The sequence below is a fragment of the Aeromicrobium jepli genome, assembly GCF_047246605.1.
GTDB lineage: Bacteria > Actinomycetota > Actinomycetes > Propionibacteriales > Nocardioidaceae > Aeromicrobium.
Window position 1 is genome coordinate 49,335 of sequence record NZ_JBFOKO010000003.1, and the last position, 19,133, is coordinate 68,467.

Here is a 19,133-nt window from a genome sequence, read left to right on the forward strand (position 1 = left end):
GACGGGGCGGGGTGACCACGCGTTGCCCCGCCCCGTCCTCGATCTCTAGGAGACAACATGGCATCGGCGATGTTCTCGCTCACCGACCTCACCGGCCGGAACCGCGACGCCAACCGCACCACCGTCATCGGCACTGTCGAGATGAAGTGGCGTGTGTGGATCATCCTTCTCATCGCGTTCCCGTTCGCGATCCTCGCGGCGCTGTTCGCCATGCCTTTCGTCGGCATCACCGGCCTGCTGCTCATCCCCGTCGTCGAGGGCGGAGCCGTGTTCCTCATCCACCGGCGCACCAAGTCCGGCCTGAAACTGCGCACCTACGAGCACCTCCTCGACAAGCAGAAGGCCGTCATCAACCAGTACTTCCTCGGCGGTCAACCCATCGACATGAACCCCGCCCAGTACTCCGTCGTGTACACATCCAGCGCCCCCAACCCGAACATCGCGCTCGACCACGAAGACCGCCAGCCGTTCTCCCTCGCAACCGCGCCACGCGAACCCCGCAAGATCTCCGACGACTCGTTCGATGACGACGCCCGTTCGTCGCATCAGAAGAGTGTGACCGACCAGCAGCAGACCCGCGACAGCCGAGCCGAACTGGAGGCGTTGTTCTCGTGAACGCCAGCACGACCCTCACAGTGAACAACCCGATCATCCGTCGGGTTGCTCTGCTGTTCGCGATGCTCATGGTCGCGTTCACCCTGTCCATCGCCTCGCCGACCGCAGCGCACGCGACCACCACCCCCGGCGGTGTTGGCGCGCAGAAGGTTCCCAGCCTGTGCGGCACCGCAGGAGACGAGAAGTTCGTCGACTACCTCCCGGTGTTCCGATGGTCGTCCGAAACCTCCAACATGCACACCCGGTACTCCAAGTTGGACCTGTCGGGCTACATGGGTGGGTTCACCGACCGCGCTGTCACCAACATCACCTTCGGACTGGGTAACGCCTCGTGGAACGCCACGACCAGCGTCGTCACCCTCGCGAACCGTGCCTGCCCCATCGACGCTGTCGGCGGCATGGTGGACAAGTACGCAGGCAAGTTGGGCAAGGCCGTCATCGACTCCGGCATCGTGGTCGTGTTCGTCGTCGCAGCGATCATCGGTGTCGCATGGCGCGGCTACCGTTCCGGCGGGCAGTTCCGGTTCTCCACACTCGTCCCGAAGATCATGATTCTCGGCGTGCTCCTCATCATGATCAACGGAGCCGCACAGTCCACCGGCGGCGGCATCAACGGTTCCAATAAGCAGTACACGCCCGGCCTCGGTAGCCCCGGCTGGATCGCCACCACCATCGACGAAGTAGTCTCCACGCTCGCGCAGGCACCCGTGGCCGTCATGATGGAGGAAGACACCTTCGCCATCGGTGGCCTGTCCGCAGGGACCGACAACTCCAAGACCAAGAACGCCGGTTCGGACTACTCCACCTCGTGCCGTTACTACGTGCGCGCCCTCCACGACCTGTACAAGGAACGGAACAAGAAGGCGTTCGTGGACGTCACCGGCACCTCGCGCGCCCTGTCCTCGATGTGGGAGCAGTCCGGCCTGCGCGCATGGCGTCAAGTCCAGTTCGGCGACAAGTCGAACGCAGGCAACCGCATGTACTGCTACGCCCTCGAATCCAAGAAGGACATCGAAGTCGCGGGCCCCGCGAGCGCCCCCACCAAGGTCGGCACGATGGCTGAGGTCATGGCGAAGGCCAAGATGGGCCTGCCGTCCGAAGAGGCTCCCGTGTTCGCTCGCACCAGCGACGTCAAGACGTTCGACATGCAGATGGTCGCGCTCGCACAGTGCCGCGTCACGAACGGCAACGTCGCGAAGCCGAACGTCGATTTGTACCAGTTGGCGAAGAAGGACACCGACAAGCCACGCATCACTGACGCCGACTGCGCCAAGGCGTTCAAGCCGGGCGAGAAGATGCCCGAGGTGTTCGACTGGCCGCCACGCGTTGGTGGAGGTTTTGGTGGCATCGTCAAGGGCAAGGGCCTCGACGGTGACGACACGGTCTCCAAGTACGCCATCTCGACCGGCGGGCAGAAGGACTTCCTGAACTCCCTGCACGGCGGTGGCGGCGGCGCCGGAAGCATGCTCACCGGCATCTTCTACATGGTGTCGTCGGTGTTCGTGCTCATCTCGTTCGGCGTCCTGTCGGCCGCGATCCTGCTCGCGAAGATGGCCGCGCTCATCTTCTTGTTCATGTTCATCTTCGTCGCCGTCGGCAACCTGCTTCCCAACAGCGACCCGGGCAAGTTCCCCCGCCTGTTCAAGCAGTACGCAGGCGTGTCGTTCTTCATCTTCGGGTTCCAGTTGATCATGGCGATGCTGGCGTTCCTGACGAAGATCCTCGTGGACATGGGTACCGAGACCATCGGCAACGAGCAGATGGAGATGCTGTGGGTCGGTATGGCTCCGGCCCTCGCGCTCCTCGCGATGCACTTGGGCTTCAAGAAGATGGGCGTCCCGTCGCCGCTGAGCGTCAACGCCGGTCAGGCGTGGGGCAAGGCCGCTCAGACCGGTTCGCTCGGTCAGGCCGCACTCGTCGGCGGTGGCGCCCTCGGTGGCGGTTTGCTGGCCGGTGCGTTGAACCGTGGCGCCATCCAGTCCGCGCTCGGCAACCAGATCTCCGACCGTTGGTCCGCTGCACGAGGCGCGAAGGGCACCAAGGAGAAGACCAACGTGGCCCGTCCGGGTGCGATGGGTCTGGACCGCACCGAAGCATCGGGCAACACCGACGCGTTCGAGGACGCCATCAAGAACGAGAACAGCGCAGTCACCGGCAAGGACGGCAAGCCGGTGGACGAGGCGACGAAGGCGTGGGAGGACGCGTCCGGTCTGGATTCAAGCAAGGCCGCCGCCGAGGCTCGCCGCGAGAACTGGGACTCCAAGAAGTGGTACCAGCAGGTCGCCGACCCGTTCGTCAACGGCGGCAAGTCCGTCAAGGACGCATTCTCCGAGATGAAGGCGCACCCGTTCAAGACGGCCGCGAAGACTCTGCCTCTGGTCGGCATCGGTGCCGCTGCCGTCATGGGTGGCGCACCGATCGTCGCCGCCGCTGGTGTCGCCGGTACCGCGTTCGCCGCCAAGAAGGGCGTCAGCGCCATCGGCACCCAGATGGGCATGGATACCAAGGCGAACCGTCGCGCGTTCGAGTCGAACGCAGCACGTCGAGCCGAAGCGATCCGTAAGGTCGAGCAGCAGCGCGCCAACGAGGCCGACCGGATCCAGCAGATCCGGTTGAACGAGCAGAACTCCGCGGAGTTCCGCGAGGAGATGCAGCAGCGCGTCGAAGCGGAGAAGCGTGAGGACACCGAGCGCATCAAGGCCGAGGAAGCCGCCGCGTGGCAGGAGTACGATCGCGACTCGAAGGGTGTCGAGGCGTTCGTCGCCGCACACCAGCAGAAGAACGCCACGACCAGCCCGGTTGCTCCCAAGAGCGCCGACCTTGCCTGACTCAGAAAGAGGATGACTGTTGAACACCCGTCACGACACGCGTAACAAGGACGTCGCCGGAAGCACCAAGCCCGGCGGTGAGTACGCTGAGGTCGTGAAGTCAGCCCCGGGGAAGCCGCTGGAACTTGACGCTGAGGACCGCCAGCACAACGAGCAGGGGACGTTCCTGTACCCGCCGTCGGCTCGCAACCCGTCCCAGTTCATCGACTTCTGGGAGAACGTCCCAGTCAGCGATGAGGTGCTTCGGGACTTCGAGCGTCGTTACCGTGGACGCCGGGACGCGTACGGCATTCCCGCGTGGGAGAAGCGCCAGCGTGAGTATGTCGCGGCGCAGATGCGCAAGTTCGATCAGATGACCGCCGAGAACCAGAACAAGGAGTCCTACCGCGCGCTGTGGGACATCGCGAGCGACGAGGCCAAGCGGGAGCAGCGGACCCGCGAGGCGCAGGCACGCTTGGCGGCCGAGGAGGACTTCCGCAAGGAAGCCCCAGAGAAGGTTGACCCGCCGACCGCTGATGATGTTCCGGCTGAGACCATCCCGTACCCGTTCATCGGTCGTTCGATGGTGCGACCGCTCGCGCGGGCAGGAGCGATGTTCGGTTACCTGCCCGCGGGTTGGAGCGAGGAGGACCGTGAGGCCGTCCTCGAGCACCGCATCGATCTCGGTCTGAACAACGTCATGACGGTCCGTGACATCGAGAACACGTTCCGTCTCTCGGAGATCAACGACTACCTCCGAGGTTGACCCGCACCTGAGGGTGTGACGCTCACCTTGCCGCATATGTGGGGGTATGAGCGATCTCGATCCCAAGGGCGGCTCGCTCGAACCCAACCAGTCCAAGACGCCGGGTTCGGGCGCGCCTGCGGACACCACCAAGGCTGAACTCAAGGGGCAGACGAAGCCCGAACCCAGCATCAAGGGCCGCGCCACGAAGGCTGCGTTGACAACTGCTGGTGTGCCCGCCCCTGTGCTCGACGCGGTTGGCGCGCTCAAGGATTCCCGGGATGCGAAGAAGGCCGAGAAGGCTGCCGCGAACGAGTCGGGAGTCTCGCCGCAGCGACCGACGCCCGGCGCACCTGCGACACCGGGAGTCGCACAGGAGTCCTTCACAACGCAGGGCTCGTCGGGATTCGACAAGGGCGCCAAGGCGGTCGGCGCTGGTGTGAAGGTCGGCAAGGCCGTCAAGTTGTTGTCCGCCGGGGCCGGGGGAGCAACCGCAACCGGTGGTGTCGCAGCCGCAGGAGGTACCGCCGCCGCAGCCGGAACAGCCGCCGCAGCGTCCGCCGGTACAGCAGCAGCCACCGGCGCCGCCGTCGCATCAGCACCAGCATGGCTCCCCGTCGCCATCGGTGTCGGGGTCGTCGTGATCATCATCGTGCTCGTCCTTGCGCTCATCGTCGGCATCATGGTCATGTCCGGCGGCAACGAGATCACTGCGCTCGCCGACAACGAAACCATCAGTGTCGAGTCCGTCATCGCTGACGGCGTAGCAAGCGGTGACGTCTCCCGGTACGTGAACGTCGCCGACTCCGTGGGCATCCCGTGGCAGTTGATCCCCGCCGTGAAGTACGTCCACGAGAACAAGGACGGACTCGTCGCATCGAACTCCACCCTCGGTCCCGGGCTCACGTTCATGACGTGGAACGTCTGCCAGAACGCCTGCAAGGAAGACTGGCGTAAGCGGGCCGAGGGTTGGGTCGAGAAGATCCAGTTTCAGCAGCCCGACGTTCTCATGCTGCAGGAGGCCGGATTCTCCGTCGGTCCCGAAGTCGGCAAGGTCATCACCGCGGGCACGGGCCTGACGTCCGCAGGTAAGGCCATCGAAGGTCAGCACATCTACTACAACAAGTCGGCTCTGCGGTTCATGGAGACCGGACGCATCGAGTTGCAGCAGCCGTACGGCGCCCGCTGGGTCCGGTTCGCCAAGCCCGACGACACCCAGTTCATCGCCGTGTCCTTGCACCTCGTGAACAACAAGGGCGCCGAATGGGACACGCGCCGCGAGAAGGAGATCACCGAGATCTACGAGGCGGTCGAGGAGAAGAACCCCGACAACCTCCCCATCGTGTTCGCGGGCGACTTCAACTCCAACCAGTCCCGTGACCGTGACGCCCCCTACGACTTCTTGAAGGGCAAGGGCTACGAGAACGCCCTGTCCATGAGCCTGCAGCCAGCCGAGAACAAGGAATACAACTCCGGTTGGGGTGGCGAGGCCCGTCCACCGATGGTCGCGCCGAAGCAGTCGTCCGGTAAGACCGGCTACAACGTCGACCAGATCATGGTGTCCGGCGGAACGACCGTGAACACGTGGCAGCAGGTGCACGCCTCATCGATCAAGGACGGCCGATACCAGAACCCGTTCATCACCGACCACAACGCCATCGTCGCGAACCTCACCCTGCCCGAAGCGCAAGGCGGTGCAGCGGTCGCAGTCAACGACGCCGACGAGGACAACGCCATCGACTCCGGTGTCGGGCCGTTCCGCATCAACATCAAGGAGATCCGCAAGCACGAAGGCTTCGAGAAGTTCTCCGAGGACGACGCCGAAGACGACGACACCGCAGCCGCCGCCATCGCGGTTCTCCTCGACCGGACCGCGAAGAAGGTCACCCCCGTCATCGAGGACTACACCCTCGCCGCTGGCGCCGAGTACGACGAGAACGGCACCAACACGGTCATCACCGAAACCAAGCACGGCACCGACAACCAGTCCTCGGCTGAGATCTTGTCGAACACGTACACCACAGCGTTCACTGAACTGCCTGTCGCTGACGCTGACTCGCTCGGCCCGATCATGTATCAGGTCGCTCGCGGGTGGGCGCTCGGCATGCAGGCCTGCACGATCAACGCGTCGAACGGGTTCGTTGTCGCTGACGGCACATGGTCGGCACCGTTGAAGGCCCCGCTGTCGAAGTCGTCGTTCGCGATGCGTCTGCACCCCATCACCGGCGTGTACAAGTTGCATGAGGGCGCCGACATGAGCGCCCCGATGGGCACCAAGTTGGTCGCCGCGGGCTCGGGCAAGGTCGTGCACGCAGGCGGGGGAGGCACCCGGTCGGGTTGGGCAGGCATCTACGTCGAGATCGACCACGGCAACGGCATCCACTCCATCTACGCCCACATGTCCACCGCGTCGGACGTCAAGACCGGCCAGTTGGTGTCGGCGGGCATGAAGATCGGTGAGGTCGGCTCGACCGGCATGTCCACTGGCGCTCACCTGCACTTCCAGATCGAACGCAAGGGCAAGCCGATCAACCCGATGGAGTTCTTGAAGGAACGAGGTATCACCCTCGGCAAGGACGCCCCCATCTCGAGCGCGGGCCCGGCAGCACCCGGTGACGGCGCCACGGTCACGGACACCAAGCCTGCAGAGGACGCCACCGAGACCAGCGATAATGCCGACACGGCAGCCGGTCCGATTCCGCAGCGGCTCACGTCTAAGACGACCGCCGGTGCGAAGGTCGTCCTGAACCAGAAGCAGTTGAAGAACGCTGCCGCGATCGTGTCGGTCGGTCAGCAGATGAACATTCCCGAGAACGGCCTCATCATCGCCATCATGACGGCGATGCAGGAGTCGAAGTTGAAGATGTACGCCAACCGGACCGTCCCCGAGTCGCTCGGCTACCCGTACGAGGCGGTCGGTCAGGACCACGACTCGGTCGGCTTGTTCCAGCAGCGCCCCGGCGCCGGTTGGGGGTCCGTCGCCGAACTGATGGACGCGGAGTACAACGCCAAGGCGTTCTTCGGTGGACCGAACGGACCGAACAAGGGGTCACCGGCTGGCCTGCTCGACAACCGCTCGTGGGGCAGCATGCCCAAGGGCCCGTGGGAGTCCCTGCCGCTCGGTCAGGCCGCGCAGCGTGTTCAGGTGTCGGCGTTCCCGGACGCGTACGACCAGTGGGAGCCGGTCGCGCGTGACGTCGTGGCTGCCGTCGCGGGCATCAACCCGGGCGCCGGAACGTCGTGCGGCACCACAACCGACGAGACCGCAGGTGCCGGTGTGGTCGCCCCGTCTGAGCAGGCACAGAAGGCGATCGACACCGCGATGGCTCAGGTTGGCGTCCCGTACGTGTGGGGCGGAACGACCCCGGCCGGGTTCGACTGCTCGGGCCTGACGATGTACGCGTACGGCAAGGCGGGCATCACGTTGCCGCGCCTGTCCTACGACCAAGACCGCGTGGGCATCAAGATCAAGAAGGCCGACCTGTCGCCCGGTGACCTCGTGTACTGGAAGGACTCATGGCACGTCGCCATGTACATCGGTGACGGGAAGGTCGTCCACGCGCCCCGCCCGGGCAAGAACGTCGAGGTTGTCCCGCTCGAGCACGCCCACTCGGGCAAGCCGTACGGCTACTCGCGCCCGACAGGTCAGGCGACGCAGACCGACACGAAGGACGCGTAACGGGTCGGGTTCACGCCTGCACGTAGAACCGGTGCAGCGGACCGATGCCGTTACCCTGCCCGTCTTGCAAGACGTGCCCGTCGCGATCGTGACGGATGAACCCGAGCCGGACCAGCAGGTCCACCGTGTCGGAGTCGAGCGTCTCAGTGAATCCGCCCGGCCCGGTCACGACGAACACGTCGGTCTCGTTCGCCTCGGCGAGGATCCGGTCGGCCTCAGTGATGGCGTCTGCGGCGATGGACCGACAGGTAGCCGCGTCACGCAAGTCCACGGACGGACCGAGCACGGTCTCGGAGAACGTGCGGAGTGTGCGCGAGGCGGCGATCTTCTCGATGCGGTTCACTTGATGCCCTTTCCTGTGGGTTCGCCTGTCCAAGGCCGAAGCGTAGGTGTCACCCGATCAGGGCCAGCAGGCCCGAGGGCTTGTCGAGTGCGGTTTGTCGCATGTTCCTAGGCGTCGAGAACAGTTCCCGACCCTCAACCAGCACAGGTGGTTTCATGAACGCAAAGACCGTCGGCGGTGCCCTCGCGGCCGTCGTCATGGTGGCGATCCTCATCGCCCAGTTCGCCGGAAAGGGCGACACCGATGAGCCCGAAGCGGCACCCCCGGCCCCGACCGGCGCCGCGACACTCGCCACCGAAGCCCCATCGGCCGGTCCGACCGACACTCCGGCATCCGAGGCGCCGGGCTCCAAGGTCAGTGACGAGACCCGCGCGGCCCAGTTCGCCGCAGCCGAGGCGTACACGGTCGCGTACTTCTCGTTCTCCTACCGCGACAAGACCCCCAACGACTTCATCACCCGGGTCAAGCCGTTCTCCACCACGAGCCACTACAGCGAACTGCGGGAGGAGTTCGACGAGGACGACGGCTCCCTGTCGAACGCGTGGGACGACGTACGCAAGGAACGAACCGTCGTGACCACCGAGACCCGCGGCGCCGAGTACGACCCGTGGTACGACGCGACCGAGAACAAGGCGGTCGTCGTGGTCACCTACGTCCGCTCGACCGACAACACGGTCGGTACCGGCGGCACCGGCGACGAGCAGACGATCAAGGTTGAGGTCTCCAAGGTTGGCGACAAGTTCCTCGTCTCGGACACCATCTTCGGTGACGCCTCCGCGGGCCAGTAACCATCGACCTAAAACCAAGCCCCGACCCTCACGGTGAGGTGTCGGGGCTTGGTCGTTCCCGGTGAGAGACGAATCAGACCGGAAGCATGTGTTCGGCGACGAGCGCCTCCACCTTGCCCATGTCGGCCGGAATCTGGATCCAGCCGTTCTCGTCGGGCTTGGCGAGCGTGAGGTCACCGGCGGCGACCTCTCGCAGGTTGATGGACGGGTTCACCCGCAGCAGCGCCGTCAGGGCATCCACCATGTCGCACTCGGCGTCCTCCGGCTCCACCGAACGGCCGGTCATGTCGAGCATCAGCACGACGATCCGGTTCGCCTCGTTCACGTACAGGGCCGGTCCCGTCCGCTTGACCGAGTGCTTGGCCTTCGCGGTCGTGACCTCCTTAGGGATCACTCGACCGGCGAGGCTGCTGATGCAGTCCGCACCACCGAACCCGTTGACCGCCGAACCCGCCCACACGAAGTCGTCACCGGCACGAGCCGACGTCACCGACACGGCAGCCGTAGCGGTCTTCGGGCGGTCCAGAACAGCCACGGAGCCGCCGTCAGCGCCCGCGTGAGCGACCGACGGGACCAGCGCCGGGGAATCGGACCCCGGGAGCGTCTCGGGCGTCTCAGGGGCACCCAGAGCGAACAGGAGGGTGCCGCCAGACGGCGTGGGAACCTCGAACGCGCCACCGAACGTGTTCACGCCGATGTCACCGGTCTCGTGCGGGATGTCGATGGGCCAGAACATGGACGCGGACATCTCACGATGGATGACCGTCTCGGTGACCGTCGCCACAGCGTCCGCGTCGGCAGCGTTGATGTTCGCGTCCGAATCGGTCGCGACTTCACGCTCCACCTCACGAATCTTGATCCAGCCGGACACAGCCACGACGTCACCGACACGCGGCAGGTACTCGTTGTTGTCGATCATCTGAGCGAGACGCTCGTACCAGACCCGGCCGTCGAGGGTGCCGTTCGGGCCCTCGATGCTGAACGACGCGAACCGTCCCTTGGCCTTCTGGATGATCTCGAACTGCGACACCACCCCGAGGACGACCTGCGTGCCCTTGTCGAGCGAGTCGTCGATGTGGACCGGCTTGACCCCGTGCAGGGGTCGGCCACGGTCGTCGGTCGATCCGGACGGGGTGACCCACTTGGCGAGGAAGTCAGCCTCCGCGACCAGCGGGTGCTCGCCGACCGCCATCGACAGGCGACGACGCTGCAGCATCGACCGCATCACGACGGGCCACTCGTTGTCAGGCACGTCGAACACGATGTCGGCCGACGCGCGAGCGATACGCATGAGACCCAGACGCGGGCCGAACCGGTCGCACGCGCCGGACTCGATGAGCGCCTCCACGGCGGTGATGCCCAACTTCTTGCCTGCTGGTTCGGCGAGGATCTCACCCGTCTCGGTGTCGACGACCTGCTCGGTGTGCTCAGCCACCTCGGGCAACTTGACGCGACGCATCAGGTCGTTGAGGTTCTCGAATTCTCCGCCACGGGCCCGCTCACGGTACACGTGCAGACCCGAGACGCCGACGTCACGAATCTCGGTCAGACCGAAACGGATCTTGCCGGTGGCCTTACCGTCCACCATCTCCGGGGCGGTACCGGCCATCGACAGGTTCACGTCCGGCGGGAGCACCTCGATACCCTCGGATTCGAGGTTGCGCAGGGCCCGGAACCGCTTCTCGGCCTTGTTCGTGACCGACAAGATAGCGGCGCCGTACTCGATCGGGTAGTTCGCCTTCAACCATGCGGTGTGGTAGGCGAGTTTGCCGTACGCGGCCGAGTGGGACTTGTTGAACAGGTAGTCTGCGGACCCCTTGAAGTAGTCCCACATGCGTTCGGCGGTCGCGCGGGAGAACCGCATCGAGATCAGGTTGCCGGTCTCGTCGCGGAACTCCTGCTCGCAGCCGGTGAGGAACTTCTCACCAACCTCGGCCATCATGACCTTGTCCTTCTTGCCGATGGCGCGACGCAGCGCGGAACGCTGTCCCGCGTCGAATCCGGCCATGACCAGACCCAACTGCATGACCTGCTCCTGATAGCAGAAGACGCCGTAGGTCTCGTCGAGGACGGTCGCGATGGCGGCCTGCTCTGCGGGGTCGTTGGTGAAGATGCCGTAGTCGACCGGTTCACGTCCGGCCTTGCGCTCCACGTAACGGGTGTGCATGTCGGCCGACAGGGGGCCGGGACGGAACAGGGCCACGGCGGCGGAGAGGTCTTCGAACGTGGAGACGCTCATCTGCTCGATGAGGCCGGTCATGCCGTCGGACTCCAACTGGAAGATGCCTGCGGTCTTGCCGGACTGGAGCAGTTCCCACACGGCGTCCACGGTCGGGTCACCCGAATCGGGTTCGGGGATGCCCTTCATGGTGAGGACTCGGCCCGTGGTCATCTCGATGAACTCGAACGCCTTGCTCATGAAGTCGAGGTTGTCGATCGCGAGGACGTCCAACTTGAGCATGCCGTACTTCTCGACCTGCTTGGAATCCCACAGGGTGACGCGCTGGGTCGGGTTACCGTCAGCGTCCTTCGGGGCGTCCTTCGCCCGGTCGTACCGCAACGGGATCTCTTGGGTCAGGTCGATGGGTGCGACGAGCATGCCGCACGCGTGAACGGCCTCGTTGGTGACCGTGTCCTCCCACAAGATGGCGGTCTCCAACAGCATGCGCAGGTCGTGCTGCTCGTTGCCCTTCTCGCGGGCTTCCTCGTCGGCCTTCTCCAACGCGGCACGGAAGTCCGCACCCATCGGGTTGGCCGGGTCCAGCAGCGCCTTGAACGGGAGCGGCTTGCCGCCCTGCTCGGGGATCAACTTCTTGAGCGGGGTGGTGGACTCCTGCAACTCGTACACGCGCCCGGCGTCTTCGAGGGCCGACTTGGACTTCGCGGTCTGGAACGTGCCGATCTTGGCGACGTTCTTCATGCCCCAACGCAACGTCAGGTACATCTGGACCTCCCAACGGCGGGCGGCCTCGAAGTCAAGGTCCATGTCGGGCATGTCGGCGCGGCCCGGCTCGAGGAACCGCTCGAACAGCAGGTCGAACTTGAGCGGGCACAGGTCGGTGATGTCGAGGCAGTACGCCATGAGTGAACCCGCCGCCGAACCACGGCCGGGGCCGGTCAGGATGGGCTTCTTACCGCCGGGACGTCCACGCGGGAACCCGGGCTCGGGCTGACCGAGGTCACTGTTGGCCCAGTTGATCAGATCCCACACGATGAGGAAGTAGTCGGGGAACCCCATGTCGTTGACGGTCTTGAACTCCATCGCGAGACGCTCACGCACGTCTTGGGGGAGCATCCCGTTGGCGTCGCGTCCGTACCGGCGCTCGGCACCTTCGACGAGCAGGGAGTGCAGGTAGGCCTTGGAGTCGGCGAACCCTTCCGGGACGGGGTACTGGGGCAGGAGGGTGCCGGGGCTCTCGAGCACTTCGTCGTCGCAACGGTCGGCGATGGTGACGGTCATGTCGCAGGCTGCGTTCCAGATGTTCACCAGTTGCGGGATCCGCTTGGCGAACGCGTCGGCCCGCGCCTCGTCCCACCACGCGTTGATGAGGTCAGCGGCGGCCGGGTACAGGCTGGTGGCGGCTTCGACCCACTGCTTCACGCCGATGCCTCGACGGAGGTTTCCGGTCACCTCGGGGTCGCACTGGGTGGCGACCGTCTCGTATGCGGCCTTGAACTCGTCGATCTCGCTGATGAAGTCGAGATGCGACTTGATCCACTTCTCGGCTTCGCGGGCGAACACGACACCACCGAGTGCACGCATCTCGGCCTCGGTGCGCAGGTGGTAGCCCTCACCGTGGAACTTGAACCGCTTCTGGTTCCCGACGACCGTCTTGGTCTTCACCGCGAGCCACGCGTCGTGCGCGTCGCAGTCTCCGGCGCCGACGAAGTGGGCGTCGTTGGTGACCACGAGGGGGAGCGGGTCGGGGTTGCCGTTCTCGTCGGTCCACGTGTGCGCGATGTCGATCAGTCGCATCAGGACGTCAGCCTCGACGTCGATGCCGTGCTCCATGATCTCGACGTACACGTTCTCGCGGCCCACGGCGTCGATGAGGGCACGGATGTTGGCCTTCGCTTCGGCGATGTACTTGGCGTCCTGCTCCGGGTCCACGCCACGGACGTGCTTCAACCTTCCCGCGACCGGGCCACCGAGGCAGCCGGTCAACACGATGAGGCCTTCGCCGTACTCCTTGAGGAGGGCGTAGTCGATGCGTGGGTGGTACCAGTAGGAGTTCTGGGCCTCGTTCTGCATCTTGACGAGGTTCTTCCACCCGGTCGTGTTCCGGGCGAGGACGGTCAGGTGCTCGTAGCGAACTTCCTTGGTGTCCTGCTGGGCCTTGCCGACCTGTTCCTCGTCGAAGTCGGTGTCGGCGTCCTCGCGGTCTTCGAGGCGAGAGTTCTTCTCGTGCCGTGACCCGATGGCGAGGTACGCCTCGACACCGTAGATGGCTTTGAGGCCGTGCTTGGCGGCGGCCATCTTCCACGACCATGCGCCGGTCAACTTGCCGTGGTCGGTCTGTGCGGCTGCGGGCTGACCGTCAGCGGCGGCGGAAGCGAACACGTCCATGACTCGACCCAACCCGTCGACACCGGAGGAGTACTCGGTGTGGGTGTGCAGGTGGACAAAGTTGCCGCGGCGCTGTGTGTTCTCGGTCAAAGTAGTTCCCTCAGTCTGATTCGTCATGGCCTCTATGCGGCCGGGCTCAGGCACATCGAGTCGGAAGCGGAATGGCTCACGCTCTGACGTGCCGTGCATGTCAGGTGTGAGGGGTTCGCCGTCGTGGTCACGGACCGCCCAAGCCCGAATCTGTCAGGGGTTCGATCGCAGCGATCGTCTGTCGGGTCGTGGGCCCGTCATCGCAGGAAGGAAGCAGAGCGGCTGTAGCGTCGCGTCGTGACGAACTCAACGGTCCGCGCCCGGGATCGAGCCGAGGTAGCCGCAGGGGCTTACTCCGTCATGAGACGCCAAACCAAGCCCACCATGCAGGTGTTCGCGTACGGCCCCGACCTGCCGCGCACCATCTATGCCGCCATCATGGGCGTGCACCGTCAGGCGTACGACCTGATGCTCGCCGAGGTGGCCACCGAGTGGGTCGAGGGAGGATCCTCCACGTCGGCCATCGAGACGACCCAGCAGTACGCGGTGAACTGCGCTGCCGTGTCGGACACGCACGTCATCTACAAGGGCGCCGAGGCGTACGTGGCCCGTCCCACCGACAGTCCCCGTGCCGTCCCGGGCGCCGGACTCGTCGAGGTGGGCGACCTGTACAACGTCGAGACGCCCGACCACCGGGGCACCATCCTGATCGCGAACGACATCACCCGAACGGAGATGCTCGCCACGGCCGTCGAGTTGATGGCCGCCCTGTCGCCGCGTCTGACCCGGTTCGACCTGCCGAACCTGTCGTTCATGGATTCGATGTTCGTCAACTGGATGTCCGGCTCCGACGACGCCATCACCATCGGACAGAAAGGCGTGGCATGGACGCAGTGAACGAACTCGTGCAGCCGATCTTCGTGCAGCGAGGCGCCGACCACGAGGAGACGGTGTACGCGGCCATGTGTGCGTCGTTCCGTCTCGTGAAGGGCAACCGCGACCACCCGGCCGTCGTCGAGTGGATGTCGGGCCGGTTCACCAAGACGGTCCGCCGGTTGAAGCACCGCGACATGGACGTCCTCGCCAAGCGAGCCAAGACCGTGAATCGCCCCGATGGTGACAGCCCTTCGTTCACCGTCATCGACTTCCGGTACGAGGACGCCCGCGCTGTCGCGATGCTCCCGACCACGTACGACGAGTTCGATCCGATCATGAAGCGCGGTCAGGTGTCCGGCACCGACTTCGAGCGCACCGGGACCATCGACGGCGACAGGTACAAGTGGGTGACCGTGTTCGTGTTGGACTCGCTCACCACTGGCAAGGCCGCAGCGCAGGCCGCGCACGCGATCGTCGCTCTCGTGGACCGGCTCCCTCGTCACTCGCTGCCGAACCTGCATTTCGTGGATGCGCAGACGCTCGCCGAGAAGGCGGGCCTCGACGGTGCCGTAGCGATCAACGATGCGGGCCTGACCGAGGTGGAGCCCGGAACGCTCTGCGCGGTGGGTGTCCCGTTGGAGAAGGCGTTCCCGCCACTGGACTGAGCCACCGACAGCGAAGCCCCTCACCGTCCTTCACAGGCGGGTGAGGGGCTTCGTCGTGTCTTGGGGTCTAGGAGGCGTTCGCGCCACCGTAGAGGGAGTGGTCCACCGCGAGCGTCAGACCATGCGCGTTCAGGTCAGCGAGCATCGCATCGACCGCCGTCACGATCTTCTCCTCGAACGTCGTCGCGCCGTAGAAGTACGGCTGGCCGAACATCTCATCCATGACCAGTTCGGAGTAGTCGCCCGTCTCCTTGTTGATGGTGAAGTTCAAGGTGACGCCCGGCATGATGCCCCGGCACCAGTACCAGTAGCCCTCGCGGTGGTCGGTGAACCCGATCGCTCTCATCGCGGGGTCGTCGAGCAGGGGAGTGTTGCCGTCGATTCGAGTCATGCCAGACCCAAACCCGCACCTGCCGCGGACCCGATCTGACGGCCGGGTCGTCGCATGTTCTGACCCATGTACCGGGTCGCGTCCGCCAAGACGATCGCCGTGTTCACGCTCATCGGAACCCTCCTGTTCTCCATGACCGTCGGCACGGTCATCGTCGCGTTCAACAACGGCGTCGACAGTGGCGGCATCCAAGGCTGGACACCGCTCGCGTCCCTCACCGAAGGCACCGCAGCCCTGTGGGCCGTCCTCACCTTCGCACCCAAGGTCACACTCGTCGCCGCAGCCGTCATCACGGTCATGGTGCTCGTGTCGTTCCTCGCCGACCACATCGGCGGAACCGTCAAGGATCCGCAACGCATGTACACCAAGGACCAGCGCAGGCAAGGCGCCGACCGAGCCGAAGGCCGCTGCGAGATGGAATCGGTGTGGTGGCTCAGGTGTCCGCGACCCGGCGAGCACGGCGACCACTTCTACCCGCATTCTCTCGGAGGAGCCACCTCGATGGCGAACTTCGTGTGGGCGTGCGCCAAGTGCAACATCGCCAAGTCCAACCACGTGCCCACCATCTGGCAGAAGATCCGCCTCGAACGGCGGCGCCGACGCTACTTCCCCGAGGACGTCCCGACCGACGTGGGGGAGAAGTACGGGGCCGTCTGACGTGGACCGCCGCAGAAAAGATCGCGTTCGGATCGAGAATCGGCGTCGTAAGTGCCTTGGCTCCGGTATGACGCTCAAGTTCTTGGTCACCGACATCGAAGCGACCGGTCTGGACGAGAACCTCGACGGCCTGCTGGAGATCGCCTGCATCGGCGTGAACCGAGACCTCGAGGAACTGTTCCGGTACCGCTCGCTCATCAAGCCCACCCCTGCGCACTGGGAGCGACTCCTCGCCAACCAGTTCGTGTACGACATGCACAAGGCCAACGGTCTCATCGCCGAACTCGAAGCCGGGATGGCCGCAGACACCCTGCCCGCCATCTCCACCGTCGCGAACGATCTGGCCGACCTCGTGCTCGCCCACTACGACATCAACGACAAGCCCAAGTTGGCCGGTTCAGGTGTCTCCCACTACGACTCGCGGTTCCTCAACCCCGGCATGCCCGCCTTGATGAACCTGCTCGAGCCAGCGCCTCGCCGCGCCTCCGACATCGGCTACTCCCGCATCCTCTTCCACGACCTGACCGGCATCGATCTGACCAGCGTCAACGAGGACAAGACCCACCGGGCGATGGATGACGTCGAGTGTCACCTCGCCGAGTACCGCGCGTTCCGTGACCTGTTCATCTCCGCTGCGGCCGACCTGCGAGTGGGTGCCTGAGGCCATGACGAGCATCGACATCGGAGACCTTCCCCCGCTCGATGACGAGTTCGAGGGCCCCGCGTTCTTCGCCGACGCGACCGACACGCCAGACCAGACTGCTCTCCTCCTGCTCACCGCGCTGACCGAGATCCACCGCTACACCCACGAGGTGGACGTGGACGCCGTGGGAACGATCATCGCGAAAGCGCCGACGGAGCATCACCTGACCGCTTCGTTCCTACTCATCGAGTCGCTGCTCGCCCTGCTGCACGCGAAGGCCGACATGACTCCCAACGAGTCCCTCGATGTGGTGCGCGCGTACCTGCAACGGGCCATCGGCCGCGCCCACGGCAACGAGTGATGTCAGCGAGAGCAGACGCATAGATCTTGCAAGACCAACTACTGATCGAACCTTCGACGGCTGAGGTCTTGCACCAAAGAAGAGGGAATCACCCCTCGCAACAGTTATCACGAGAAAGAGGTACATCATGGAGGGGAACACTCTCACCATCGTCGGCAACCTGACCGCCGATCCGGAGACCCGCGTCACCCCGTCGGGCGTCCCGGTCACCAACTTCCGCATCGCGCAGTCGCAGCGTCGCTTCGACAAGCAGGCGAACGAGTGGGTCGATCTGGACCCGCTGTTCATCTCGGGCGCGATCTGGCGTGACTACGGCGTCCACTTCGCGAACTCCGCGAAGAAGGGCGACCAGATCATCGTCGTCGGCCGCCTGACCCCGAACGTGTGGGAGAAGGACGGCGAGACCCGCAACGACATCCAGTTGGAGGTCGATCACGTGGGCTTCACGCCGCGCTTCGCCGACATCACGGTGACCAAGCGCGCCGCCGGTGGCTCCGCCCGCCCGCAGGCGCAGCCGCAGGGTGCCACGGCCCAGCAGTTCGCCGCCCCGGCTCCGCAGGCCGCGCCCGCGCAGCCCGTCGCGCAGGCTCCCGTCACCACGACGGACGGCTTCTGAGCCACACGGCAACACCCACTGGAAGGCCCTCGCTTCGGCGGGGGCCTTCCAGCATGTACGGGCTCCCTCGCCACGAGCAACGATCGTGATGCTCGGGACGGTCAACATGTTGACCGTATGCACCGAGACGACACCGGTACGGCCCACCCGCATGGACAACATCCTGCCCAGATGAACACTCACATGATCAAATGGACAAGAAGTTGTCCATGAGGCCACCGACACCCGCGAAAACCGTCGCGAGACGCACAGACCAGCCGCGACACAGCGTCGGACATGACGAAGGCCCGCCAACCCCGGAACAGGGTCAGCGGGCCCCACGGGGCTTCTGCGTGGTCAGTCCGTGTCGTCAGCCCACGCGGGCGCGACCTTCATCTTCGAACCGTCCACCATGAAATCGAACCCGAGAGGGTTCGACGCGATGACCGTGTCGGTGTTCGCGACGGTGTACGCCAGCACGGCCCAGTTCACGAACCCCACCGAAACACCACCGTCGTCCTTGAACGGCGAATCGGCGGCTTCGGCTGGCCGGTCACCGAACTGGCCGTCCTTGTCCTTGAAGAAGAACGTCCGCCCGTAGGACAGGCCGTTCAACCCGGGCACCTTCTCCTCGCACATCCCTTCGTCACACAGGAGTGTCGCGGAATCGTTCCCGGCAGACAGCATCTTCATGACGTTCGACTTAGACGCGTTCTTGACGTCACCGGAGAACACTCCGCGCGGATCGTCAGAGGTGCCGGTCCACACGACGGGGTTCTCCTTGCTGCCGCGCAGGCCCGTCCCCTCGAAGAACTCCTTCGTAGACTTCCATCGGGAGATCGACTCGAGGTGCTCGAAGTGCTCCGTGAAGTTGATCGTCCACACCGCGACGCTCGGGGCATCCACCACCTGAGGTGCCTTCTTCGGGAAGGACTCGTCGCTGAACGTCGTGTACGCAGGAACGAACTCCACCACCGAACCCGAAGCGCGGGCACCAACGTCGGTGATCGCCTCGGACCGCAGATAGTTCTCTGCGGCACGATGCGAGTCGAAACCTGCGTAGAAGACGGTCAACATCTTCGAGTCGCGTGCCTGCTTGTTCGTCGAAGCGCCCTCGGAGTAGCCCACCCATGTGGCGCCGGAGGGAAGGTCGATGTCCTTCATCCCGCTGTTCGCGTCACCCATCGCCTTGGCGACCTCCCACCAGTCCTGCGAGGCCGGAGCGAGCAGGGACATGCTGGTCGACGGGGGAGTGACCTGCTCAGTGAACTCCGAGATGACCTGACGAGACTCACGGACCGAGTTTGCGGAGAGCAGCATCGTGACCGCCACGGTGACGGCCACGATGCCTGCTAGCAGTGCGATGATGCG

At 65.0% G+C, this 19,133-nt stretch carries 15 protein-coding genes; 11 read left to right on the plus strand and 4 right to left on the minus strand.

Annotated features, from left to right (window positions below; genetic code table 11):
• The first annotated feature begins 57 nt into the window (after positions 1–57).
• From AB3M81_RS06960 to AB3M81_RS06975, 4 genes are all read left to right on the plus strand, one after another.
• Complete coding sequence (locus tag AB3M81_RS06960; RefSeq protein WP_412903203.1) at positions 58–615, plus strand: hypothetical protein; 558 nt, start codon at positions 58–60, stop codon at positions 613–615.
• Positions 612–3,443, plus strand: coding sequence for a hypothetical protein (locus AB3M81_RS06965; protein WP_412903204.1), 2,832 nt, complete (start codon positions 612–614; stop codon positions 3,441–3,443). Before AB3M81_RS06960 ends, AB3M81_RS06965 begins: the two co-directional genes overlap by 4 nt.
• 94 nt (positions 3,444–3,537) lie before the next feature.
• Positions 3,538–4,188, plus strand: coding sequence for a hypothetical protein (locus AB3M81_RS06970; RefSeq protein ID WP_412903205.1), 651 nt, complete (start codon positions 3,538–3,540; stop codon positions 4,186–4,188).
• 46 nt (positions 4,189–4,234) lie between these two features.
• Positions 4,235–7,846, plus strand: a complete 3,612-nt coding sequence (locus AB3M81_RS06975; protein WP_412903206.1) for a peptidoglycan DD-metalloendopeptidase family protein — start codon at positions 4,235–4,237, stop codon at positions 7,844–7,846.
• 10 nt (positions 7,847–7,856) lie between these two features.
• Here the strand turns inward: AB3M81_RS06975 and AB3M81_RS06980 are convergent, their stop codons facing one another.
• Complete coding sequence (locus tag AB3M81_RS06980; protein WP_412903207.1) at positions 7,857–8,189, minus strand: hypothetical protein; 333 nt, start codon at positions 8,187–8,189, stop codon at positions 7,857–7,859.
• Between the two features lie 155 nt (positions 8,190–8,344).
• Here AB3M81_RS06980 and AB3M81_RS06985 point away from each other — a divergent pair, with 155 nt between their 5' ends.
• Positions 8,345–8,977 carry a hypothetical protein gene (locus AB3M81_RS06985; protein WP_412903208.1) on the plus strand — a complete coding sequence of 211 codons (633 nt, stop codon included), beginning with the start codon at positions 8,345–8,347 and terminating at the stop codon, positions 8,975–8,977.
• A 73-nt stretch (positions 8,978–9,050) separates the two neighbouring features.
• Here AB3M81_RS06985 and dnaE read toward each other — a convergent pair whose 3' ends face one another.
• Positions 9,051–13,661 (minus strand): DNA polymerase III subunit alpha, encoded by a 4,611-nt coding sequence (gene dnaE / locus AB3M81_RS06990; RefSeq protein WP_412903209.1) that lies wholly within the window; start codon positions 13,659–13,661, stop codon positions 9,051–9,053.
• 273 nt (positions 13,662–13,934) lie between these two features.
• Between dnaE and AB3M81_RS06995 the strand changes: the two genes are divergently transcribed.
• Entirely contained in the window at positions 13,935–14,471 is a 537-nt protein-coding gene (locus AB3M81_RS06995) for a hypothetical protein (protein WP_412903210.1), read from the plus strand.
• Positions 14,459–15,115: an aminoacyl-tRNA hydrolase gene (locus AB3M81_RS07000; protein WP_412903211.1), complete on the plus strand. Its 657-nt coding sequence runs from the start codon at positions 14,459–14,461 to the stop codon at positions 15,113–15,115. Before AB3M81_RS06995 ends, AB3M81_RS07000 begins: the two co-directional genes overlap by 13 nt.
• A gap of 67 nt (positions 15,116–15,182) precedes the next feature.
• Here the strand turns inward: AB3M81_RS07000 and AB3M81_RS07005 are convergent, their stop codons facing one another.
• Complete coding sequence (locus AB3M81_RS07005) at positions 15,183–15,506, minus strand: hypothetical protein (RefSeq protein ID WP_412903212.1); 324 nt, start codon at positions 15,504–15,506, stop codon at positions 15,183–15,185.
• Between the two features lie 66 nt (positions 15,507–15,572).
• Between AB3M81_RS07005 and AB3M81_RS07010 the strand changes: the two genes are divergently transcribed.
• From AB3M81_RS07010 to ssb, 4 genes are all read left to right on the plus strand, one after another.
• Positions 15,573–16,163, plus strand: a complete 591-nt coding sequence (locus AB3M81_RS07010) for an HNH endonuclease (RefSeq protein ID WP_412903213.1) — start codon at positions 15,573–15,575, stop codon at positions 16,161–16,163.
• Positions 16,164–16,230: 67 nt separating this feature from the next.
• A complete protein-coding gene (locus tag AB3M81_RS07015) occupies positions 16,231–16,824 on the plus strand; it encodes an exonuclease domain-containing protein (protein WP_412903214.1) in 594 nt (197 codons plus the stop codon).
• A 4-nt stretch (positions 16,825–16,828) separates the two neighbouring features.
• The gene (locus AB3M81_RS07020) at positions 16,829–17,167 is read left to right on the plus strand and encodes a hypothetical protein (protein WP_412903215.1); all 339 of its coding nucleotides are present in this window, start codon (positions 16,829–16,831) and stop codon (positions 17,165–17,167) included.
• Positions 17,168–17,294: 127 nt separating this feature from the next.
• Positions 17,295–17,783: a single-stranded DNA-binding protein gene (ssb, locus tag AB3M81_RS07025; protein WP_412903216.1), complete on the plus strand. Its 489-nt coding sequence runs from the start codon at positions 17,295–17,297 to the stop codon at positions 17,781–17,783.
• 336 nt (positions 17,784–18,119) lie between these two features.
• Here the strand turns inward: ssb and AB3M81_RS07030 are convergent, their stop codons facing one another.
• Positions 18,120–19,106 (minus strand): hypothetical protein, encoded by a 987-nt coding sequence (locus AB3M81_RS07030; RefSeq protein ID WP_412903217.1) that lies wholly within the window; start codon positions 19,104–19,106, stop codon positions 18,120–18,122.
• Positions 19,107–19,133 lie beyond the last annotated feature (27 nt).